The sequence below is a fragment of the Flavobacterium mesophilum genome (genome assembly GCF_039581405.1).
GTDB lineage: Bacteria > Bacteroidota > Bacteroidia > Flavobacteriales > Flavobacteriaceae > Flavobacterium.
In genome coordinates, this window is sequence record NZ_JBCPXZ010000003.1 from 302,771 (window position 1) to 325,437 (window position 22,667).

Sequence of the window (22,667 nt, forward strand, 5' to 3'; positions counted from 1 at the left end):
AAAAATTTTTATGGCTTTTTTATTAGCGTAAATAAAAAAATAATTTATACTTTTACGCCCGTCAAGGCTTTTAGTTTTACTTCGAAAAAAACAGCAAGTTTTGATAAGCAAAGCGCTTATCGTATAATTTTTCAAATTACGATAATGGAAAAGCGTAAATTAAGTTTCTGGGAAATTTGGAACATGAGTTTCGGTTTCTTAGGAATACAATTCGGTTTTGCACTGCAAAACGCAAACACTTCAAGAATTTTTGAAACCCTAGGTGCTAAAATTGACGAAATTCCAATTTTATGGATCGCGGCTCCTGTTTCAGGATTAATCATTCAACCAGTTATTGGTTATTTTAGTGATCGAACTTGGACTCGTTTAGGAAGACGCCGTCCTTATTTTTTAATTGGAGCTATTTTGTCTTCGTTGGCATTATTCGTTATGCCCAACTCTCCTACCTTGTGGATTGCTGCAGGAACTTTGTGGATAATGGATGCTTCTATAAATGTTTCCATGGAACCTTTCCGCGCCTTTGTTGGAGATAATTTGCCCGATGAACAACGCGCACTAGGTTTTGTAATGCAAAGTTTCTTCATTGGTACGGGCGCTGTTGTCGGTTCTGTTTTGCCTTATCTTTTCACAAATGTCTTTGATGTAAGCAACGTTGCGCCAAAAGGTATTATTCCTGATGCAGTAAAATGGTCATTTTATATTGGCGGAATTGTTTTTCTACTTTCTGTCTTGTGGACTGTTTTTAAAACAACAGAATATACTCCTGAAGAACTTCATGCCTTTGAAGCCAAAAGCAAAAAAGATTCTGAAAACAACACTCAAAATTCTGAAACAGAAACCGGCGTTACAACCAAAAAACAATTGACTTTAGGAATTGTATTTGCTGCAATTGGGGGATTGATTTCGTTTTTAATTTTTGAAAATAGTCTAGCAAAAGAACTCTACATTCTATTTGTTGGATTGATTTTTATGGGTGTTTTATTTGCAATAGCATCACAATTACGCACTAAAAAAGTCCAAAATGGTTTTACCATAATCATGACCGATTTATTGAATATGCCAAAAACAATGCAAAAATTAGCTTGGGTTCAATTTTTCTCATGGTTTGCGCTTTTCTCTATGTGGATTTACACTACTCAAGCCGTTACACAACACATTTTTGGCACAACCGACACCACTTCAAAATTATATAATGACGCTGCCGACTGGGTTTCTGTCTTATTTACAGTTTATAACGGAGTCGCTGCGGCAGTAGCCTTTTTATTACCAATTATTGCAAAAAAAGTTGGCGTTAGAGCAACACATTTATTAGCCCTCTGTGCTGGAGGTGTTGGTTTAATTTCAATTTATTTCATTGGTGATAAACAAATGCTGATTTTACCAATGTTAGGCGTTGGTATCGCTTGGGCCAGTATTTTGTCAATGCCGTATGCCATGCTTTCTGGTGCTTTGCCAGCTGCAAAAATGGGATATTATATGGGTGTTTTTAACTTTTTTGTAGTTATTCCGCAAATTGTAGCGGCCACCATATTAGGATTTATAATAAAACAATTCTTCAACAGTGAACCAATTTACGCTCTGATTATTGGAGGAGTATCTATGATACTTGCTGGATTGCTGACACTAAGAGTGAACAACAGAAATAAAATTGAAATTCATGAATAAAAAAGCATTTATATTCGACTTGGACGGCGTAATCGTTGACACCGCTAAATACCACTTTTTGGCGTGGCAAAAAATCGCTCAGTCATTAAATATAAACTTTACACACGAAGACAACGAACTTTTAAAAGGCGTGAGCCGAGTTCGTTCGTTAGACATCATACTTGGATTAGGCAATGTTCAAGCTTCGCAAGAAGACAAAGACAAATGGCTGATTCAAAAAAACGAAGATTATTTATCTTATTTAGTTGACATGGATGAAAGTGAGATTCTTCCAGGAGTTTTAAAAATTCTCCAGCTATTAAAAGATTTAAATCAAGGAATTGCATTGGGTTCTGCCAGCAAAAATGCAAGACCAATTTTAGAAAAAACAGGAGTTCTATCTTACTTCGATGTTATTGTTGACGGGAATGACGTTACCAATGCAAAACCAGATCCTGAAGTTTTCTTAAAAGCGGCTCAATCGTTAAATATTGATCCAAAAAATTCAATTGTATTTGAAGATTCTGTTGCCGGAATTCAGGCAGCAAATATTGCAGAAATGGTAAGTGTTGGAATTGGTGAGGAAACAATTTTACATGAAGCTGATCATATTTTTAAAGATTTTACCCAAATCACACCAGGCTTTATTGAGAAATTAATTAGGTAATTAGAAAATGTGTCAATGAGAAAATGAATCTCGTAGATAAATATTCTAATGCTTTAATTAATCAAATGAATGTAAAAAGTTAATAAGAAACCAAGGCAATTATCTAATTACCAAATTGCCGAATTATCTAATTTAAAAGATGAATCAAGATTATATAAAACCAGACAATTGGTCCATAATAGAAGAAGGATTTGATGTCGAAAGAGTAAAATCGTCTGAAAGTCTCTTTAGTATCGGGAACGGTGCTATGGGACAGCGTGCGAATTTTGAAGAAAAATATTCTGGCGAAACTTTCCAAGGAAGTTACATTGCAGGTATTTATTATCCAGACAAAACAAAAGTGGGCTGGTGGAAAAACGGTTATCCGAAATATTTCGCCAAAGTTTTGAATGCCCCAAACTGGATTGGAATTGATATCGAAATCAACGAAGAAAACCTTGATTTACACAATTGTACCGAAGTTAGAAATTTCCGCAGAGAATTGAATATGAAAGAAGGATGGTACAACCGTTCTTTTGAAGCTGTTCTAAAAAACGGAACTGAAATCGCGGTAAACATCCGTCGTTTTCTTTCTTTAGATTTAGACGAAGCCGGAGTGATCAAATACGATATTACGCCTTTAAATAAAGATGCAAAAATCGTTTACAAACCGTACATCGATGCGGGTGTAACGAATGAAGATGCCAACTGGGAAGAAAAATTCTGGGAACCTCTTGAAGTTAAAAAAGGTACGAACGAAGCTTTTGTAACCGCTCAGACTTTCAAAACGCATTTTAAAGTTACGACTTTCATGCACAATACGATTTTGGCAAATGGCGAAAACATCAATGTTTCTCCGTCGACAATCGATTCAACAACTGATAAAGTTCAGTACACTTACGGAACTATTATCGCAAAAGGACAAACCTCAACGATCCAAAAAATTGGAGGTTATACGGTTTCTTTAAACCACGAAAATACTTTGGCCGGAGCAGAAAAAGTAATTAAATCTGCTGTGGCGCTAGGCTACAACACTTTGCTTCAAAACCAAATCGATGCTTGGGCAAAAGTTTGGGAAATGTCAGATATTACTATTGAAGGTGATGTTAAGGCACAACAAGGAATTCGTTTCAATATCTTCCAATTGAACCAAACGTATTCAGGAAAAGACAGCCGATTAAATATTGGTCCAAAAGGATTTACCGGAGAAAAATACGGCGGATCTACTTATTGGGACACTGAGGCGTATTGCATTCCGTTTTACATGGCTACAAAAGATCAGCAGGTTGCGAGAAACTTATTGACGTACCGTTACAATCAATTGGACAAAGCGATTGAAAACGCGAAAGATAATTTAGGTTTCAAAAACGGTGCAGCTTTGTATCCAATGGTGACCATGAATGGTGAAGAATGTCACAACGAGTGGGAAATCACGCACGAAGAAATTCACAGAAATGGAGCGATTGCTTTTGCAATTTACAATTATTACCGTTACACGGGAGATTACTCTTATATTCCTGAAAAAGGTTTAGAAGTTTTAATCGGAATTGCGCGTTTCTGGCATCAGAGAGCTTCTTTCTCAAAAGACAAAAATCAATATGTAATTCTTGGAGTTACTGGTCCAAACGAATACGAAAACAACATCAACAATAACTTCTACACGAATTATATTGCAAAATGGTGTATTGATTTTGCTTCGGAACAAATTGAAAAAGTAGCTTCAGAATATCCTGCAGATCACAAAAGAGTGATGGAAAAAGTTGCTCTTTCACCAGCAGAAATTCAGGAATGGAAAAAAGTAGCTGACAATATGTACTTCCCAGTTTCTGAAGAACTTGGAATTTACTTGCAACAAGACGGTTTCTTAGACAAGGAATTAGTTCCTGTTAAAGATTTAGATAAATCACAGCGTCCAATCAACCAAAAATGGTCTTGGGATCGTGTGTTACGTTCGCCATACATCAAACAAGCCGATGTTTTACAAGGTTTCTATTTCTTCGAAGATCATTTTTCGAAAGAAGAATTGAAACGCAATTTCGAATTCTACGAATCATTTACAGTACACGAAAGTTCGCTTTCGCCTTGCGTACACTCGATTCAGGCTGCAGTTTTAGATAAAATGGATATGGCTTATACATTTTATTTAAGGACTTCTCGTTTGGATTTGGACGATTATAACAAAGAAGTGGAAGAAGGTTGTCATATCACGTCAATGGCAGGTACATGGATGAGTATCGTGGAAGGCTTCGGAGGAATGCGTGTGAAAAACGACCAACTTCATTTCTCACCAAAAATTCCAAAAGAATGGGAAGGATATTCGTTTAAAATCAATTTCAGAAACCAAATTTTGAAAGTTACTGTAAATCACAACGAAACCACTTTTACCGTAGACGGCGATCAAGATTTAACAATTGTAGTTAATGGAAATCCTGTAATTGCAAGTAAATTTGTACAAATAAATTAAATTACAATACACTAAAACTCTAAAAAACATGAAAAATTTATTTTTCGCAAGTTTAGTTTTGTTTGCGGTTAGCACGATTGCTAAGGCGCAGCAATTAAAATCTCCCGAAGGAAAGTTCGTAATGGAATTTTCGCTTCAAAGCGACGGAACTCCAACTTACAATTTAAAATATAAAAATAAAGAAGTTGTAAAAACCAGTAAATTAGGTCTTGAACTTAAAGATGATAAAAAATCTTTATTGAACGACTTTACTGTTGTTGACACAAAAACTTCAACTTTTGATGAAACTTGGAAACCAGTTTGGGGAGAAGTTGATCACATCAGAAATCATTATAATGAGTTAGCAGTAACTTTAAACCAAAAAAGCACAGACAGACAAATCATTATCCGTTTTCGTTTGTTTGAAGATGGTTTAGGTTTCCGTTACGAATTCCCAGCGCAAAAGAATCTTACTTACTTCGTAATCAAAGAAGAAAGATCGCAATTTGCAATGACTGGCGATCACACTGCTTTCTGGATCCCTGGAGATTACGATACTCAAGAATACGATTATACAAAATCTAAATTGTCTGAAATTAGAGGTCTATCTCAAAAAGCATACACTGCAAACGTTTCTCAAAAATCTTTTTCACCAACAGGAGTGCAGACTTCTTTAATGTTAAAAACGGCTGACGGAATCTACATTAACTTGCACGAAGCGGCTTTGATCAACTATTCTTGTATGCACTTGAATTTAGATGATAAAAACTTAGTTTTCGAATCTTGGTTGACTCCAGATGCAAAAGGTGATAAAGGGTATATGCAAGCGCCAAGTCATTCGCCTTGGAGAACCATTATGGTTAGTGATGATGCTAGAGAAATCTTGGCTTCAAAAATGACTTATAACTTAAACGATCCATCAAAAATTGACGATACTTCTTGGATCAAACCAGTAAAATATGTTGGTGTTTGGTGGGAAATGATCACAGGAAAAAGCTCTTGGTCTTACACAAATGATTTCCCAACAGTTCAATTGGGAGTTTCTGATTTCTCAAAAGCAAAACCAAGCGGTACTCACGGAGCAAACAATGCTAACGTAAAAAAATACATTGATTTCGCTGCTGCAAATGGTTTTGATGCTGTTTTGGTTGAAGGATGGAATGTAGGTTGGGAAGATTGGTTCGGACATTCAAAAGATTATGTTTTTGATTTCTTGACTCCTTACCCAGATTTTGATGTAAAAGGACTTCACGAATATGCAAAATCTAAAGGTGTAAAAATCATCATGCACCATGAAACTTCTGGTTCTACGCGTAACTACGAGCGTCACATGGATGCTGCGTACAAATTCATGAAAGACAACGGATATGATGCTGTAAAAAGCGGTTACGTTGGAGATATTTTACCTCGTGGTGAAAATCATTACGATCAATGGATTGTAAATCACTATCAATACGCAATTGAAAAAGCGGCTGATTACAAAATCATGGTGAACGCGCACGAAGCAGTTCGCCCAACAGGAATCGCAAGAACGTATCCTAACTTAATTGGAAACGAAGCTGCAAGAGGAACAGAATACCAAGCGTTTGGTGGTTCTAAACCAAATCACGTAACGGTTTTACCTTTTACAAGATTAATTGGTGGCCCAATGGATTATACGCCTGGAATCTTCGAAATGGATATCAGCAAAATGAATCCTGATAACAAATCACATGTAAACAGTACAATCTGTAATCAATTAGCTTTATATGTAACGATGTACAGTCCATTACAAATGGCAGCTGATACTCCAGAAAACTACAACCGTTTTCCTGATGCATTCCAATTCATTAAAGATGTGGCTGTAGATTGGTCAGAAAGTAAATATATCGAGGCTGAACCTGGAGATTTCATTACTGTGGCTCGTAAAGCAAAAGGAACAAACAACTGGTTTATCGGAAACGTAAACGGAGAAACGCCTCGTACTTCAAACATCGATTTCAGTTTCCTTGAAAAAGGTAAAAAATATACAGCAACAATTTATGCTGATGCAAAAGATGCGCATTACAAAACAAATCCGCAAGCTTATACGATCAAGAAAATTGCTGTAACAAACAAATCTAAATTATCTCAGTTTTCTGCTCCTGGAGGAGGATATGCGATAAGTGTTATTGAAACTAAATAAATAATTTAATTAGCGATATAAGAAAATGTAAGTTCATTTAAAATTAAAATCTCCCCAGTTTTTTTCTTAATTGTTCTTGCATTTCTTATATGGTCTAAATTCTATTTTACTACTATAACGTATCAAATAAAATACATTTTCAACTAAAAAAATTTTTACGGTTTAAAAAAGAAAGAAAAAACTTATTTATTTGTCTTTTTAATTACATTTGTTCAAAATTTCGACGACCGAAATTCTATGAAAAAACAAATTAATAAAATGAGAAATATTGCCGTTATTCTTTTCACAATTTTACTGATTTCATGTAATCAGCGAAAAGAGCAGATTACTAAAACAAACAGTCAAAATACAAAAATAGATTCTTTAGAGAATCCTGATATAGACAAAAAACTATTTTCGGTTTATAATTTATCAAAAACAACGATAGCAATTGTTGTGAATCTAGATGACTCAAATTCCAATAATGCCAATCCGTTTGATAAAATATTCAATCAGATCAATGCAAAAGATTCTTTGTATAATGTTTTAGAAACAGACACAACAAAAGCTAGAAATTTTGAATATTTTGACACTTTAGGAAGTTACAAACTCATAAGAAACAAAGCATTAGAAAGTGAGATCAAAAAAATAGTCGATAACAGCTATTATGTTTATGGCACGAAAGGATTTTCGAAAATGAACATAAACAATGTCGTTTGCGGACTTGATGAGTGTCGCACAAATATTATTGCTTTTCCAATTCAAAATTTTGATACAGCTAAAAATGGCAATCCAATTTTTTGTTCAAAACAATTGCTTAAAATAAACTATCAAAACAACTATTCGGATATTGAGAGAAAAATACGCGAATACAATGAAAAGGAAAGCAAAAATTATGATTACAAAGACGAAATAAAAACCAAGGTATTCGCAAATATTGGAGATTATTATTTTACATATAATGATGATTTTCTATGGGGAAAATATCCGCAAAAATCAAAATGTGATTTCCCAGGAAGAGCGATATATATTGTAAAAAAAGATAAACCTATAAAAGTATACTGGGGAGATGGCTTAGATTTATTTGGAATTCCATGTGACTAAAAAAATTTCACAAAAAGGTTTTTCAAAAAATAGTCGTTTCTCTCAAATCAATTCTTCATTAAGGCTTCAAAAATCTGGTAAGAATTGCTATTTATTAAATCAAAAAAAATAAACTATGAAAAACCTTAAAACGAATTTCTTAAATCATTCTTTTTATAAATTACTTCTAGTGGTTTTATTGTTTTCCGCTTCCGCGAAAGCGCAAATCCAAAAAATAGAACCACCTTTCTGGTATGCCGGAATGAACAATCCGGAACTTCAGATTATGTTCTACGGAAAAAACATTTCGCAATATGAAGCTTCGGTTTCAAATAATGTTGCGATTAAAAACGTCGAAAAAACGGAAAACCCAAATTACCTTTTCGTAACTATCGATACAAAAGATGTTAAAGCTTCTGAACTAACTTTTTCATTTAAATTGAAAAACAAAGTGGCTTTTACTCAAAAATATGCTTTGAAAGAAAGAAGAGCGAATTCTGCCAACAGAAAAAGCTACGATTCATCTGATTTGATTTATTTAATCATGCCGGATCGTTTTGCGAACGGAAATCCGAAAAACGACAGTGATCCTGTTTTGACTGAAAAAGGAAATCGCGCAGAACCAGGCGGGCGTCACGGCGGTGATATCGAAGGAATCATCAAAAACTTAGATTATATTTCGTCTCTTGGAGCCACTACAATCTGGAGCACGCCTTTATGCGAAGACAACGACAAGCAACATTCATATCATACTTACGGACAATCTGATGTTTACAGAATTGATCCTCGTTACGGAACGAATGACGATTATGCTCGTTTATCTGCAGAAATGCACAAAAAGAACATGAAATTGGTTATGGATTATGTAACTAATCACTGGGGAATTACGCACTGGATGATGAAAGATATTCCGACCAAAACTTGGTTCAACCAATTCGAAAGTTTCACACAAACACACCATAGACGTGAAGTAATTCCAGATACACACGCTTCAAAATTAGATCAGGAAATTTGTATTGATGGCTGGTTCGTGCCTTCAATGCCTGATTTGAATTTAAAAAATCCTCTTGTTGCAAAATACTTAACTCAAAATGCCATTTGGTGGATTGAATTTGCAAATCTTGACGGATTCCGCGTGGATACTTACAACTATTCTGATCCAACTGCTATGGCAAATTGGGCAAAATCGATTACGAACGAATATCCGAATTTCAATATTGTTGGAGAAATCTGGATGCACAATCAGGCGAGTTTGGCTTATTGGCAAAAAGACAGTAAAATTGGAGCGATTGAAAATTATAATTCAAATCTTCCGAGTGTAATGGACTTTACTTTGCAAGACCAAATTGGTTCTGTTTTTAGTGAAGATACTCCAAACTGGGACAGCGGATTGATTAAATTCTACAACAATTTTGCAATGGATTATTTATATCCAAATACCAACAACATCTTAGTTTTTGCTGAAAATCACGATACAAATCGTATCAACGAAGTGTATAAATATGATTTGACGAAATACAAAATGGTAATGACTTTGATTGCAACTATTCGCGGAATTCCACAGGTATATTATGGAACTGAAATTGGAATGGGTGGAGACAAAGGCAAAGGCGATGCCGATATTCGTCAGGATTTTCCAGGCGGATGGGCTGGCGATAAAAACAATGCTTTTACTGCAGCAGGAAGAACGGCTCAACAAGCTTCTTTCTTTGATTTCAGTTCGAAATTATTCAACTGGAGAAAATCAAACGAAGTGATTCATACTGGAAAAATGACGCATTATATCCCGGAAAACAATACTTATGTTTATTTCAGATATAACGATGCAAAAACGGTAATGGTAGTTTTCAATAACAATGCAAAAGAACAAGTTGTAAAAACAAACCGTTTCAAAGAAAATATCAAAAACTTTAAATCAGGAAAAGATGTTATCACAGGAAAAACATTTGATTTAGCTTCTGAAATTACTTTAGAACCAAAATCAGCTCTGATTTTAGAATTGGAATAAATTTTATTTAAACACATAGAAACATAGATTTTAAAACTCAATAAAGGCGTTTCACTTGTTTAAATAAACATAGTTGTAATATTCAAACTATGTGTTAATGATTGAAATCATTTATTTAAATCTTTTAAAGACAAAGTAAAGCCTATGACTCTATGTGTTTAAAAATTTTCCGCCACAAATTCACGATTTTTCACACTCAAAGATTGTCAAAAAATAATTCGTGAATTCGTGGCTATTTTTTTTAATAATTAATTCCTAAATAATGAAAAAATACACTTTCCTTTTTTTATCTTTAGTATTCATAATGGGTTGTTCTGGCTCAAAATCAGTTACAATGAATAACGAGAATACTTCGAAAACACCTTTCGTTTGGGAAGGAGCAAATGTTTATTTTTTACTTACAGACCGTTTTTACAATGGCGACAAATCAAACGATTTAAATTTCAACCGAACTAAAACACCTGGAAAACTGCGCGGATTTGAAGGCGGAGATATTATCGGAATCACTAAAAAAATCGAATCAGGATATTTTGAAAAATTAGGAATCAATGCCATTTGGCTTACGCCGATTGTAGAACAAATTCATGATGGCGTTGATGAAGGAACAGGATTGAGTTATGGCTTTCATGGTTATTGGGCAAAAGACTGGACAGCCCTTGATCCGAACTTTGGAACAAAAGAAGATTTAGCCAAATTGGTAAAAAAAGCACACGAAAAAGGTATCCGAATAATTCTAGACGGCGTAATCAACCATACAGGCCCCGTAACTCCCGAAGATCCAATTTGGCCTTCTGACTGGGTTCGAACTGGTGTTGTGTGCGATTACAAATCATTTGACAATACTACAATGTGTACTTTGGTGGATAATCTTCCAGATGTGCGAACCGAAAGCAATCAAGAAGTGCAACTTCCTCCTTTTTTAATCGAAAAATGGAAAAAAGAAGGGCGTTACGAAAAGGAAATCGCTTCTTTGAATGAGTTTTTCAAAAGAACCGGTTATCCAAAAACACCCAAATATTACATCATAAAATGGTTGACCGATTATATCACAGAATTCGGAATTGACGGTTACCGCGCCGATACCGTAAAACATACTAATGAAGATGTTTGGGCCGATTTCAAAAAAGAATGTGACTACGCGTTTGAAACTTGGAAAAAACATCACCCGATGCAAGTTTTAGATCAAAACCCATTTTATACAATCGCTGAAGTTTACGGTTACGGAATCAGCGGTGGACAAGATTATGATTTTGGAGATCGAAAAGTCAATTACTTCCAAAATGGTTTCAACAGCATGATCAATTTTGAGTTTAAATGGAATGCCGGTCAAAGCGATTATGAAACTTTATTTTCGAAATATTCGAATCATTTGAATAACGACTTAAAAGGCTATTCTGTCCTTAATTATATGTCTTCTCACGACGACGGACAACCTTTTGACGCCAATCGTGTAAAAGGTTTTGAAGCAGGAACAAAACTCTTGCTTTCACCAGGAATGTCACAAGTTTATTACGGAGACGAATCGAATCGTTCTTTGGTTGTTGAAGGAACTCAAGGTGATGCAACTTTACGTTCGAATATGAATTGGGATGATATCCAAAACAATCCTGATACGCAGAAAATGCTTTCACACTGGCAAAAATTAGGTCAGTTTAGACGAAATCATCCTGCGGTTGGCGCGGGCGTTCATACGCAATTAAGCAGTCAGCCGTATTTATTTTCAAGAACGTATTCTAAAGGATTGTTTGCAGACAAAGTATTAATTGGTTTAGATTTACCTGAAGGTCGTAAGGAACTTTCTGTGTATTCTCTTTTCGAAAACGGAACTAAATTACGAGATGGTTTTTCCAATCAAGTAACAGAAGTTGTTGATGGAAAAGTGATTATTGACAGCGAATTTGGAATTGTTTTATTAGAAAAAATTTAACCGCAAAGACACAAAGGTTTACGCAAAGCACGCAAAGGTTTTTTAGCCACGAATTCACGAATTATTTTTTGACAATCTTTGAAAATAAAAATTCGTGAATTCGTGGCTATTTATTTTTTAAATTCCTTGCGACCTTTGCGTAAAACTTTGCGACCTTTGCGGTTAGAAAAAAACGCAGAAAATGCTAAAAATAGCTCATCGAGGTGCAAAAGCATACGAACCTGAAAATACACTTCAAGCTTTTCAAAAAGCCTTAGACTTGCATTCAGACGGAATTGAACTTGATGTTCACTTAAGTTCCGACGGACATATTATCGTAATTCATGACGAAACTATAGACAGGACAACTAATGGAAAAGGTTTGATAAATACTTTTTCATTATCTGAAATAAAATCATTTCTGATTGATGAAAAATACCAAATTCCAACTCTAAACGAGGTTTTTGATTTGGTAGACAAAAAATGTCTGATCAATATTGAATTAAAAGGTTTAGGAACTGCTCCTAAAGTTGTCCGGTTAATTGAGGAATATATTTCAGAAAAAAAATGGAATTACAATAATTTTATAATTTCAAGTTTCGATTGGAATATGCTTCAGGAAACTTCAAGTTTAAATCCAAACATTCCAATTGGAGTTTTAACAGAAGAAAATATTGAAGACGCCTTGGCTTTCGCCGAATCAATAAAAGCAAAAGCAATTCATCCCGATTTTCAGTTATTGAATAAAGAAAATGTTCAGCAAATTCAGGAAAAAGGATTTTTAGTTTTCCCTTGGACAGTAAACTCGGACGAAGACATTCAAAAAGTAAAAAGTTATAAAGCAAACGGAATTATCTCTGATAATCCAGATAAAATATGATTAAAAATTTCGACATCATCATCGTTGGCGGAGGCGCTGCTGGTTTTTTTACTGCAATTAATATTGCTGAGAAAAACCCGAAACTGAAAATCGCCATTTTAGAGAGAGGAAAAGAAGTTCTTTCTAAAGTCCGCGTTTCTGGTGGCGGACGATGCAACGTTACACACGCTTGTTTTGAGCCCAACGAATTAGTGAAGTTTTATCCTCGCGGCGAAAAAGAACTTCGGGGGCCGTTTCATCAATTCTGTTCCGGAGATACGATTGAATGGTTTGAAAAACACGGTGTCGAATTAAAAATCGAAGAAGACGGAAGAATGTTTCCTGTTTCCAATTCTTCACAAACTATAATCGATTGTTTTCTAAAAGCAACCGAAAAATTAGGCATTAAAGTATTGACAGGACAAAGCGTTCAATCCATTTTCAAAAAAGAAAATCATTGGAAAATTGATACGCAAACCGATAATTATGCTACAGAAAAATTAGTCATGGCAACTGGAAGCAATCCTAAAATCTGGGAAATGCTTCAAGAACACGGTCACGCTATTGTAAGTCCTGTCCCTTCCCTATTTACTTTTAACATCAAAGATCCGCGAATTAAAGAATTACCGGGAGTTGCTGCACAAGTTACCGTAAACGTAAAAGACACCAAATTGGAATCGACAGGACCTTTGTTAATCACGCATTGGGGAATGAGCGGACCAGCGATTTTGAAACTTTCGGCTTGGGGAGCGCGTATTCTGCATGATAAAAATTATCAGTTTACGATTTTTGTGAATTGGTTAAATGATGTTGATTTTGAAGATGCTGAAAAAATCCTAAAAGAATTAAAACAGGAACATGCTAAAAAAGCAGTTTCTAAAAAATCACCTTTTGATTTTCCGAATCGTTTATGGGAAAGTTTGGTTTTGGCTTCGGGAATTGATGCAGAAACGAAATGGGCAGATTTATCTAGAAACCAATTGCAAAATCTAACTTCACAATTAACAAAAGCCGAATTTAAAGTCAACGGAAAAAGTACTTTTAAGGAGGAATTTGTAACTGCTGGCGGAATCGATTTAAAAGAAATTAACTTTAAAACAATGGAAAGCAAAATTCATGAAAACCTTTATTTTGCTGGTGAAATTGTCAATATCGATGCCATAACAGGAGGGTTTAATTTTCAGAATGCCTGGACAAGCGGGTTTATTCTGGCTCAAAATATTTAATACAAAATGAAATTTAAAGGAATTATTTTCGATTTAGACGGAACTTTGGTCAATTCATTAGAAGACATTTCAGATGCTATGAACAAAGTGCTTCAAGGTCTAAATTTCCCAACGCACACTTACGAAACCTATCAATATTTTATTGGAAGTGGCTTGCGAAATTTAGTAAGCAAAGCACTTCCGGCAACCGACAATTCAGACGAACAAATCGAAATTTGTTTTGATCGAATGATTAACGAATATCGTGAAATCTGCACACTCAAAACCAAACCTTATGATGGAATTGTCGAGTTGTTAGAAAACCTGACTTCGCAAAACATCAAAATGGCGGTTTTCTCCAACAAAGCCGATGAATTGACAAAGAAAATAGCATCAGAAATATTCCCAAATCATTTTGATCAAGCGGTTGGTTTAAGCACAGAAGCACTAAAAAAACCAAATCCGTTTGAAGCTTTAGAAATTGGTAAAAAATGGAATCTAAAACCTGAAGAAATCCTTTTTGTTGGCGATTCTGATATCGATATGCAGACGGCTGTAAATGCCAATATGTTTCCAGTTGGCGTTACTTGGGGTTATAGAACTGAAGAAGAATTGAAAAACAGCGGTGCGAAAATGGTTGTCAATACGGCTTCAGAATTGATTGAGATTCTATAAAAATGCATCTTTCATTACAAAAACAAATCACAGCGATTGCTTCTTTTCCTGAAAATGAAATTGAGGCAATCGCTTCTTGTTTTGAATATGAAGAGTTTAAAGCTAAAGAATATCTTTCGGAAATGGGAAAAATCAGCAAGAAGATTTTTTTCATCCTTAACGGATTGGCGAGAGTTTATTATTTAAAAGATGGAAAAGAAATTACGACCTATTTAAGTTGTGATGAAGGTTTTATCGCTTCCTATTCCAGTTTTATCAATCAAACCCAATCTTTTGAAAATATTCAATGTATTGAAGATTGCGAAGTGCTTTCGATTACTTTCGAAAAAATGCAGTTTCTGTATCACGAAATCCCGAATTGGGAACGTATCGGGAGAATTTTAGCGGAACAGAATTACCTTTGCATGGCCGATCGCGTTTTAAAACTTCAAATGATTCCCGCTAAAGAAAAATACCAGACTTTTTTAGCTTCGGCTCCAGCCAAAATCATTCAGCGGACACCTTTAATTTATATTGCATCTTTTCTCGGAATTACTCCAGAATCGTTGAGCAGAATCCGTCAGGATATTTCTTAACATTTATCAAGTGGATTGAAAAACCGAATTCGAATCTTTGTCAAAATAAAATTTGTAAAGATGAAGAATATCGCCAAAGACGTTTACCAAATTCCACTGTTTCCTCGCAACGCCATCAATTGCTATTTGATCGAAGATGTTTTAATTGATGCCGGAATTAGAAGTTCTGCCAATAAAATATTAAAGTCAATAAAAGACAAATCGGTTACCCAACACGCGCTCACGCACGCGCACGCCGATCATCAAGGAAGCAGTAAAATAATCTGTGAAACGTTGAACATTCCTCTTTTATGCAGCGAACCTGAAAAAGAATTCGCCGAAAACGGGAACGTAATTACAGAATACCCAAATCCGAATCATATTATTTCAAAATTTCAGAAGAATTTCTGGGCAGGAAAAGGACATTCGGTTTCTCAAACTTTAAAAGAAGGAGATCAAATTGGCGGTTTTACGGTTATTGAAACTCCTGGACATTCAAGAGGTCATTTGTCTTTTTTTAGAGAAAAAGATGGCGTTTTAATTGTAGGCGATGTTATGACCAATATGAATTTATTGACTACAAAAGTCGGTCTTCACGAACCACCACATTTATTTACTACAAACCAAGAAACAAATAGAAAATCGATTCTAAAATTAGCTTCGTTACAGCCGAAAATATTGTGCTTTGGCCATGGTCCTGTTCTATTTAATAATGGCGAATTGCAGAAATTCAGCAACTCGACCCTATTTAATTAACAAGAATTTACAGAATCTGTAAGTTTTCATTAAGACTATTCTAATAATTTTACTCTCAACTAATTAATCCTGTATGAGAGTAAAATTACTTACCACAATTTCTATTTTCACCTATCAACTCAGCATTTCTCAAACCGAAAAATTACTTCAGGGAAAAGTGCTATCGCAGAATGTTCCACTTGATAAAGTAGAAGTAATTAATAAAACTGCCAAAACGAGTACACGTACAAACGAGCTCGGAGAATTTTCTATCTTGGTTCGGCCAAAAGACAGTTTACTATTTTTCTCTAAAGATTATTACTTTAAAAGATTAAAAGTTTGGCAAGAAACTATTGATCAAAACAATATTACGGTCAATATGGTTTTAAAGCCTGAAGAACTTGACGAAGTGGTTCTTAGCAAAATTACTTTTCCTAAAGTTGGTCCAGCCGACGAAAACTCAATTATAGTCCCAAGACCTCCGCTATCAACTGGCGTTTACGATGGAACGATAGCAGGTGGAGTCGATTTGATGGCCATTTTCAGCTTATTTCGAAAAAAGCATAAAAAAGCTGAAGAAAAATTCAAAGAATTAGATTTTAAAAAGCTTGCAGAAGCAACGGTTCCGCTCGATTTCTTCACAAATGATTTAAAATTAAATCCAGAAGAGAAAGATTTGTTTCTACAATTTTGTGATGCCGATCCTAAAGCTAAAATTCTTGTAAAACAAAAAAATCTACTCTACACCATGGATTTTTTGCACACTAAAAACAAAGAGTTTCAAAAACTAAATGCTGAAAGCAAAAACTAAAATCGACTAAATGAAAGTAAAATTACTTACTACAATTTCTTTTTTCACTTATCAAATCAGTATTTCTCAAACCGAAAAAATGCTTCACGGGAAAGTCATTTCTCAAAATCTACTTTTGCGAAACGTTGAAGTTATAAATAAAACGGCCAAAACAAGCACGACAACAAATGCTTCGGGAGAATTTTCTATTGCTGTAAAAGCGCAGGACAGTTTATTGTTTTTTGCAAAAGATTATTTATTCACACGATTAAAAATTACAGCAAAGGAAATCGAAACTAATAACCTTGTTGTAAATATGATTCCGAAAGCGGAAGAATTAAATGAAGTGGTGATTTTAGACAAAAAAACTACCTCAATTTCACTGAGTAAAGAAGATCTAAACGAACTCAAACTAAATTCACATAAAACAAAAGAAGGTTTAAAAATTCAAGGTTTTAATGAAGCAAAAGGAACGCCTTTAGATGCAGATTTCATCCGTCTTGGCAAAGAAGTTTACAACTTGTTCAAAAAAGGCAAAGAAGAGTCAAGAAAAGAACTTCCAAAAATTGATTTCAGAAAGTTAATTGCAACAACCTGTCCTGAAGATTTTTTTATCAAAGATTTAAAATTAAATCCGGATGAAAAAGAGCTTTTCCTTCAATTCTGTGAAGCCGATCCAAAATCTGATATACTCTTAGAAAATCCAAATATCCTAGCCACTATGGAATTTTTGTATACTAAAAACGATGTATTTAAGAAGCTAAAAAACGAAATTAAAAACTAAAGTTTGATGAAAGCAAAACTACTTACCACAATTTCTTTTTTCACCTATCAGCTTAGTATTTCTCAAACCGAAAAATTAGTACACGGAAAAGTTCTTTCGCAGAATACGCCACTGAGCAAAGTGGAAGTAATTAATAAGACCACTAAAATCAGCACTAAAACAAATGAATTGGGAGAATTTTCAATTTTGGTAAAGGCACAGGACAGTCTTATTTTTTTCTATAAAGATTCTTTTTTCTCAAGGTTAAAAATTTCTGAGGAAAATATTAATCAGAATACTATAATCGTGAATACGGTTCTAAAACCTGAAGAATTGAAGGAAGTTGTAATAACGAAGGTCGAATTTGATAAAGTCAAGGTTGATGCTGATGCTACCGCAGCTATTTTAATCGATAAAAATGCCAAAAATTTATTCTGGAATACAGGAGTTAGTGATAATACAATTAGAGAAGCACTTCGAGTTTCATTCCCTTTAAAAGGTAAGCCGAAGAAAAAAATGGAACTTGACGACGATCGTTTTAAGAAATTAGCACTTGCTTATTGCCCACCCGATTTTTTCATCAACAATTTAAAACTGAAACCCGAAGAAAAGGAACTTTTTATTGATTTTTGCGAGTCAGATCCGAAATCGAAAACGCTTCTGGAAAACCCAAATGTTTTGGCAGTTATGGATTTTCTTTATACTAAAAATGAAGAATTTAAGAAGCTGAAGTAATATTCTTAAGCTTTTTCCATTTTAAGAAAACTACGATTGAGAAAATTAATAAAACTATTATTATTCCTGAAAGAATAACAATAGTTGTTTCTATTTGAGAGATATAATTAGAATATATGTTTCCTTTACTTTCTCTTAAAGCTCGAAGTTGAGAACCATATTTTACAGCTCTTTCACGAAAATAAACATTATCAGTTCGAGCACTGTTAATTACCCTTTCAAAGAGAATATCCTTATTATAACCATAAATTCTTGCACTCTTAAAAATGCGAAGAGCGTTTTCATGTTCTCCTATCAACTCCACAAGATTTCCGAGTTCAAAAAGCAGAATCGAAATAATTTTATCCTTAGGCTCAATAAATGATATTCTCTCATTTACTTGAAAATAAACAGCTTTCGCTAATTTATCAACTTCCTCTTTTGATAAATTAGTTTGAGGTACGCCTGAACTCCCAAAATCTGTATTTATTAAAAACTGTCCCGAAACATCATTTAAATTCTTGATTTTTGCTTCTAATATTTTCAAATGAAGCCATTCAGAACCATTATGAGATTCAGGATTAATTCCAATAGATTTTTTAATCCAAGTATATGCTTTTTGATTTTCGCCTATCAATTCATAAAGCGTTCCTAAATTAGAAGCTGTTGAGTATCTGTTCGGGCTAATTTTTTCAATATTCAAATACAAGTTTAAGGCTTCTGCATATTTCTTTTGAACAATCAAGAGGTAACCTTTGTCAGACAAATAATCAATGTCTTTAGTCTTTGTATATGCGCTGTCAAGTTGTTTTATAACTTTAGGAAAATCATTGATAGCAAAATGATGCCCGTGCGGTACTAATCCTCTGTAATCGATATAAACATATTCTCCATTTTTAAGAATCTTAGTTTCGCCATTCAAACAAGCAAAAGTCTTAAATGAAATTAAAACCAAAACAACTAGAAAAAACTTAAATCTATTCATAGAGCAAACGATTGATTAAACTTGAAACAAAGAAAACCTTAAACTTGAAACAAAAAACTATTTATTCAACCACCAAATACTAGCATTTAAAACCGTCGCAAAAGCTACCCAAGCCAAATACGGAATCAATAAATAACCGGCAGTTTTATTGATTTTGATGAATTTCAAATACGTCTCATAAATCAACAACCATAAAAGAATAATTTCGATTAAAGCCAACATCGGATTTTTTAATCCGAAGAATATATACGACCAAATTGAATTTAAAATCAATTGAATAATGAAGAAAAGCAATGCTTTTTTTATTTCCTCAGAATTCTCTTTTAGTTTGTCCCAGACTAATCCTGCGGCAACTGCCATTAAAATATAAAGCAACGACCAAACCGGCATAAAAATCCAGTTCGGCGGATTAAAAACTGGTTTTTGAAGCATTACATACCAAGTCTCTATGCTTGGCCTTGTAACCAAACTTGCAGAATACCCTACTGTTAAACAGATTACTAAAGCTATAGCAATTTTTACGAACTTATTCATTTTATCATATTTTGTAGTCAAAAATAATCAAAAGAAAAATTTAAACCACATAAGTAGCGTAAGTTCATTTTAGCAAACCCAACTTATAATTTCTTATATGACTTATATGGTGAAAAAGTTATCTTTGCCAAAATTTTATTTCATGTTTACAGCAACTGATTTTATTCCAAATCCATATACTTCAACAATCGAAAACGGAAACTTTGAATGGAGCGCTCCAAGCAACATTGCATTGGTAAAATACTGGGGGAAAAAAGCCAACCAGATTCCAGCAAACCCATCAGTAAGTTTTACGCTTAACAATTGTAAAACGATTACGAAATTAGCTTTTTCTAAAAAAGATACTTCGGCTTTAACGAATTATTTTTCTTTTGATTTGCTTTTTGAAGGAAAACCAAAAGAAGATTTCAAACCGAAAATTCAGAAGTTTTTAGAAAGAGTTGAAGTTTATTTGCCGTTTTTGAAAGACTATCATTTTACAATCGATACCCAAAATACTTTTCCGCATAGTTCAGGAATTGCTTCTTCTGCTTCTGGAATGGCCGCTTTGGCAATGAATTTTATGAGCTTAGAAAGAAAATTGAATCCTGAAATGACCGACGATTATTTCTATCAGAAAGCATCATTTTTGGCTCGATTGGGTTCTGGAAGTGCGTGCCGAAGTGTAAAAGGAAATGTAGTAGTTTGGGGAAATCAAGCTAATATCGAAGGAAGTACGGATTTATTTGGAGTTGAATTTCCTTATGCCATTCACGAAAATTTCAAGAATTACCAAGACACGATTTTATTAGTTGACAAAGGCGAAAAACAGGTTTCAAGCACGGTTGGACATGATTTAATGCACAATCATCCGTACGCTGAAAGACGTTTTGCGCAAGCGCATGAAAATCTAGATAAATTAATTGCCATTTTTGAAAGTGGAAATTTAGACGAATTCATCAAAATTGTAGAAAGCGAAGCCTTGACTTTGCATGCCATGATGATGACTTCGATGCCGTATTATATTTTGATGAAACCAAATACGCTGCAAATCATTAATGCGATTTGGAAATTCAGAAATGAAACCCAAATTCCAGTATGTTTTACGCTTGATGCTGGAGCAAATGTTCATGTACTTTATCCTGAAAACGTTAGCGAAGAAGTATTACAATTTATTCAGGGTGAATTAGTTGTTTTTTGTCAGAATGGTCAGTACATTTGCGACAAAATTGGAAGCGGTGCAATTGCATTGTAATTTTCCGTATCTTTAATTAAAATTTAAGATTCGAAAATTAAAAATTAGAATCATTCAAGCCCCAAATAAAAATAAAGAAAGACATAAAATAAATCATGAAAGGACCCCTATTTTACTCAAAAATATTACTCTTTGGAGAATACGGAATTATCCGCGACTCTAAAGGACTTTCTATTCCTTATAACTTTTACAACGGTGCATTGAAGAAATCCGAAGAACCTTCGGCTGAAGCGATTGCATCAAACAGAAGCTTAAGAAGTTTTGCTTCTTATCTTGAAGTGTTACACACACAGCAACCAGAATTGGTTACTTTCGATTTAGTAACTTTAAAAAATGATGTTGAAACCGGAATGTATTTCGATTCTAGTATTCCACAAGGATATGGTGTTGGAAGCAGCGGTGCACTTGTTGCAGCTATTTATGACAAATATGCTACAAACAAAATCACGGTTTTAGAGAATTTGACACGCGAAAAACTATTACAGCTTAAAAATATATTTTCTCAAATGGAAAGCTTTTTCCACGGGAAAAGTTCTGGTTTGGATCCATTGAACAGTTATTTGAGTATTCCGATTTTGATTAATTCTAAAGACAATATTGAAGCAACCGGTATTCCGACTCAAAGTTTTGATGGAAAAGGCGCCGTATTCTTGTTAGATTCAGGAATCGTTGGTGAAACTGCTCCAATGGTTAGCATTTTTATGGAAAACCTAAAAGATAAAGGTTTCCGTGCTATGCTTAAAAATCAGTTTGTTAAATATACTGACGCTTGCGTAGAAAACTTCTTGCATGGCGATATGAAATCGTTGTTTACCAATACCAAAAAACTCTCGAAAGTTGTTTTAAATCATTTTAAACCAATGATTCCAGAACAATTTCACGGAATTTGGCAACACGGAATTGACACCAATGACTATTACCTAAAACTTTGCGGTTCTGGCGGTGGCGGTTATATTCTTGGTTTCACCGAAGACCTAGAACGTGCAAAAGCTTCTTTGAAAGACTACAAATTAGAAGTAGTATATCAATTTTAATTTCCTAAAACGACAATTATTTGAATAGACTTTCCTGAAATTTAACCTCTAAAAGTTACTGAATATGAAAAGTATTTTAAAGATCATCAAAGCAACTTTTTTAGGCGGAATTCTATTTTTGGCACCTCTGATTTTATTATTGGTGCTTTTAGAAAAAGGATATCATATTGTTCAAAAAATTACAGATCCCATTGTCAACAGTTTGCCTCGGGTAAAATTTATGGGATTTGCACTTCAGGAAATTATTGGCGTTACTATAATTGTTCTTATTTGCTTCATCGCAGGATTATTAGCAAAAACAGTTTATGCAAAAAACTTGGTTCAGAAAATTGAAGACAATATTCTGAGTTTTGTTCCGGGTTATGCATTTATGAAAAACATGAACGAAAGCATAATGGGTTTTGAATCTAATGAAGATTTAAAAGTAATTATGGTTCCTACTGATGCTGGTTGGCAATTTGCCTTTTTGATTGAGCAAATAAACGACAACTCTTTTACTGTTTTTATTCCAGATGCACCAAATCCTTGGAGTGGTTCTGTGGTTATTGTAGAAAAAAAAGACATTAGAGAAATTGAGATTACTCAAAAACAAGCTTTGGCATGTATTCGAAAACTCGGCTATGGTTCTAAAGAATTGTTAAAAAACAAACTGTAAATTTTAGAATAAAAAAATATACTTTAACTTCCACAATCTAATCCATCACAATTGTAA

General features: G+C 34.1%; 20 protein-coding genes. 18 read left to right on the plus strand and 2 right to left on the minus strand.

Annotated features, from left to right (window positions below):
* Positions 1–144 precede the first annotated feature (144 nt).
* From AAYQ19_RS10240 to AAYQ19_RS10310, 15 genes are all read left to right on the plus strand, one after another.
* Positions 145–1,665, plus strand: a complete 1,521-nt coding sequence (locus tag AAYQ19_RS10240) for an MFS transporter (RefSeq protein ID WP_343536119.1) — start codon at positions 145–147, stop codon at positions 1,663–1,665.
* Positions 1,658–2,311 carry a beta-phosphoglucomutase gene (gene pgmB / locus AAYQ19_RS10245; protein ID WP_343536121.1) on the plus strand — a complete coding sequence of 218 codons (654 nt, stop codon included), beginning with the start codon at positions 1,658–1,660 and terminating at the stop codon, positions 2,309–2,311. Before AAYQ19_RS10240 ends, pgmB begins: the two co-directional genes overlap by 8 nt.
* A gap of 139 nt (positions 2,312–2,450) precedes the next feature.
* A complete protein-coding gene (gene mdxK / locus AAYQ19_RS10250; RefSeq protein ID WP_343536123.1) occupies positions 2,451–4,754 on the plus strand; it encodes a maltose phosphorylase MdxK in 2,304 nt (767 codons plus the stop codon).
* Positions 4,755–4,782: 28 nt separating this feature from the next.
* Positions 4,783–6,897, plus strand: a complete 2,115-nt coding sequence (locus AAYQ19_RS10255; RefSeq protein ID WP_343536124.1) for a glycoside hydrolase family 97 protein — start codon at positions 4,783–4,785, stop codon at positions 6,895–6,897.
* A 237-nt stretch (positions 6,898–7,134) separates the two neighbouring features.
* The gene (locus AAYQ19_RS10260) at positions 7,135–7,980 is read left to right on the plus strand and encodes a hypothetical protein (protein ID WP_343536125.1); all 846 of its coding nucleotides are present in this window, start codon (positions 7,135–7,137) and stop codon (positions 7,978–7,980) included.
* A gap of 115 nt (positions 7,981–8,095) precedes the next feature.
* Positions 8,096–9,967: a glycoside hydrolase family 13 protein gene (locus tag AAYQ19_RS10265; RefSeq protein WP_343536126.1), complete on the plus strand. Its 1,872-nt coding sequence runs from the start codon at positions 8,096–8,098 to the stop codon at positions 9,965–9,967.
* A 262-nt stretch (positions 9,968–10,229) separates the two neighbouring features.
* On the plus strand, positions 10,230–11,894 hold the full coding sequence (locus tag AAYQ19_RS10270; RefSeq protein WP_343536128.1) for an alpha-amylase family glycosyl hydrolase: 1,665 nt from the start codon (positions 10,230–10,232) through the stop codon (positions 11,892–11,894).
* A gap of 181 nt (positions 11,895–12,075) precedes the next feature.
* Positions 12,076–12,753, plus strand: coding sequence for a glycerophosphodiester phosphodiesterase (locus AAYQ19_RS10275; RefSeq protein ID WP_343536129.1), 678 nt, complete (start codon positions 12,076–12,078; stop codon positions 12,751–12,753).
* Positions 12,750–13,958 (plus strand): BaiN/RdsA family NAD(P)/FAD-dependent oxidoreductase, encoded by a 1,209-nt coding sequence (locus tag AAYQ19_RS10280; RefSeq protein WP_343536130.1) that lies wholly within the window; start codon positions 12,750–12,752, stop codon positions 13,956–13,958. Before AAYQ19_RS10275 ends, AAYQ19_RS10280 begins: the two co-directional genes overlap by 4 nt.
* Positions 13,959–13,964: 6 nt before the next feature.
* A complete protein-coding gene (locus AAYQ19_RS10285; protein ID WP_343536131.1) occupies positions 13,965–14,612 on the plus strand; it encodes an HAD family hydrolase in 648 nt (215 codons plus the stop codon).
* A gap of 2 nt (positions 14,613–14,614) precedes the next feature.
* On the plus strand, positions 14,615–15,187 hold the full coding sequence (locus tag AAYQ19_RS10290) for a Crp/Fnr family transcriptional regulator (RefSeq protein ID WP_343536132.1): 573 nt from the start codon (positions 14,615–14,617) through the stop codon (positions 15,185–15,187).
* Between the two features lie 60 nt (positions 15,188–15,247).
* Positions 15,248–15,922, plus strand: a complete 675-nt coding sequence (locus AAYQ19_RS10295; protein WP_343536133.1) for an MBL fold metallo-hydrolase — start codon at positions 15,248–15,250, stop codon at positions 15,920–15,922.
* A gap of 73 nt (positions 15,923–15,995) precedes the next feature.
* Complete coding sequence (locus AAYQ19_RS10300) at positions 15,996–16,712, plus strand: BamP family beta-assembly machinery protein (protein ID WP_343536134.1); 717 nt, start codon at positions 15,996–15,998, stop codon at positions 16,710–16,712.
* A 10-nt stretch (positions 16,713–16,722) separates the two neighbouring features.
* Entirely contained in the window at positions 16,723–17,475 is a 753-nt protein-coding gene (locus tag AAYQ19_RS10305; RefSeq protein WP_343536138.1) for a BamP family beta-assembly machinery protein, read from the plus strand.
* 6 nt (positions 17,476–17,481) lie between these two features.
* Positions 17,482–18,189 carry a BamP family beta-assembly machinery protein gene (locus AAYQ19_RS10310; RefSeq protein ID WP_343536139.1) on the plus strand — a complete coding sequence of 236 codons (708 nt, stop codon included), beginning with the start codon at positions 17,482–17,484 and terminating at the stop codon, positions 18,187–18,189.
* Here the strand turns inward: AAYQ19_RS10310 and AAYQ19_RS10315 are convergent.
* The gene (locus tag AAYQ19_RS10315) at positions 18,173–19,153 is read right to left on the minus strand and encodes a tetratricopeptide repeat protein (protein ID WP_343536140.1); all 981 of its coding nucleotides are present in this window, start codon (positions 19,151–19,153) and stop codon (positions 18,173–18,175) included. The two genes, AAYQ19_RS10310 and AAYQ19_RS10315, sit on opposite strands and share 17 nt — an antisense overlap.
* 57 nt (positions 19,154–19,210) lie before the next feature.
* Entirely contained in the window at positions 19,211–19,687 is a 477-nt protein-coding gene (locus AAYQ19_RS10320; protein ID WP_343536141.1) for a TspO/MBR family protein, read from the minus strand.
* A 142-nt stretch (positions 19,688–19,829) separates the two neighbouring features.
* Between AAYQ19_RS10320 and AAYQ19_RS10325 the strand changes: the two genes are divergently transcribed.
* The 3 genes from AAYQ19_RS10325 (at position 19,830) to AAYQ19_RS10335 (ending at position 22,610) form a co-directional block, all read left to right on the plus strand.
* Positions 19,830–20,921, plus strand: coding sequence for a diphosphomevalonate decarboxylase (locus AAYQ19_RS10325; protein WP_343536142.1), 1,092 nt, complete (start codon positions 19,830–19,832; stop codon positions 20,919–20,921).
* Positions 20,922–21,016: 95 nt separating this feature from the next.
* Positions 21,017–21,955, plus strand: a complete 939-nt coding sequence (locus AAYQ19_RS10330) for a mevalonate kinase family protein (protein WP_343536143.1) — start codon at positions 21,017–21,019, stop codon at positions 21,953–21,955.
* A gap of 64 nt (positions 21,956–22,019) precedes the next feature.
* Positions 22,020–22,610: a DUF502 domain-containing protein gene (locus tag AAYQ19_RS10335; RefSeq protein WP_343536144.1), complete on the plus strand. Its 591-nt coding sequence runs from the start codon at positions 22,020–22,022 to the stop codon at positions 22,608–22,610.
* Positions 22,611–22,667 lie beyond the last annotated feature (57 nt).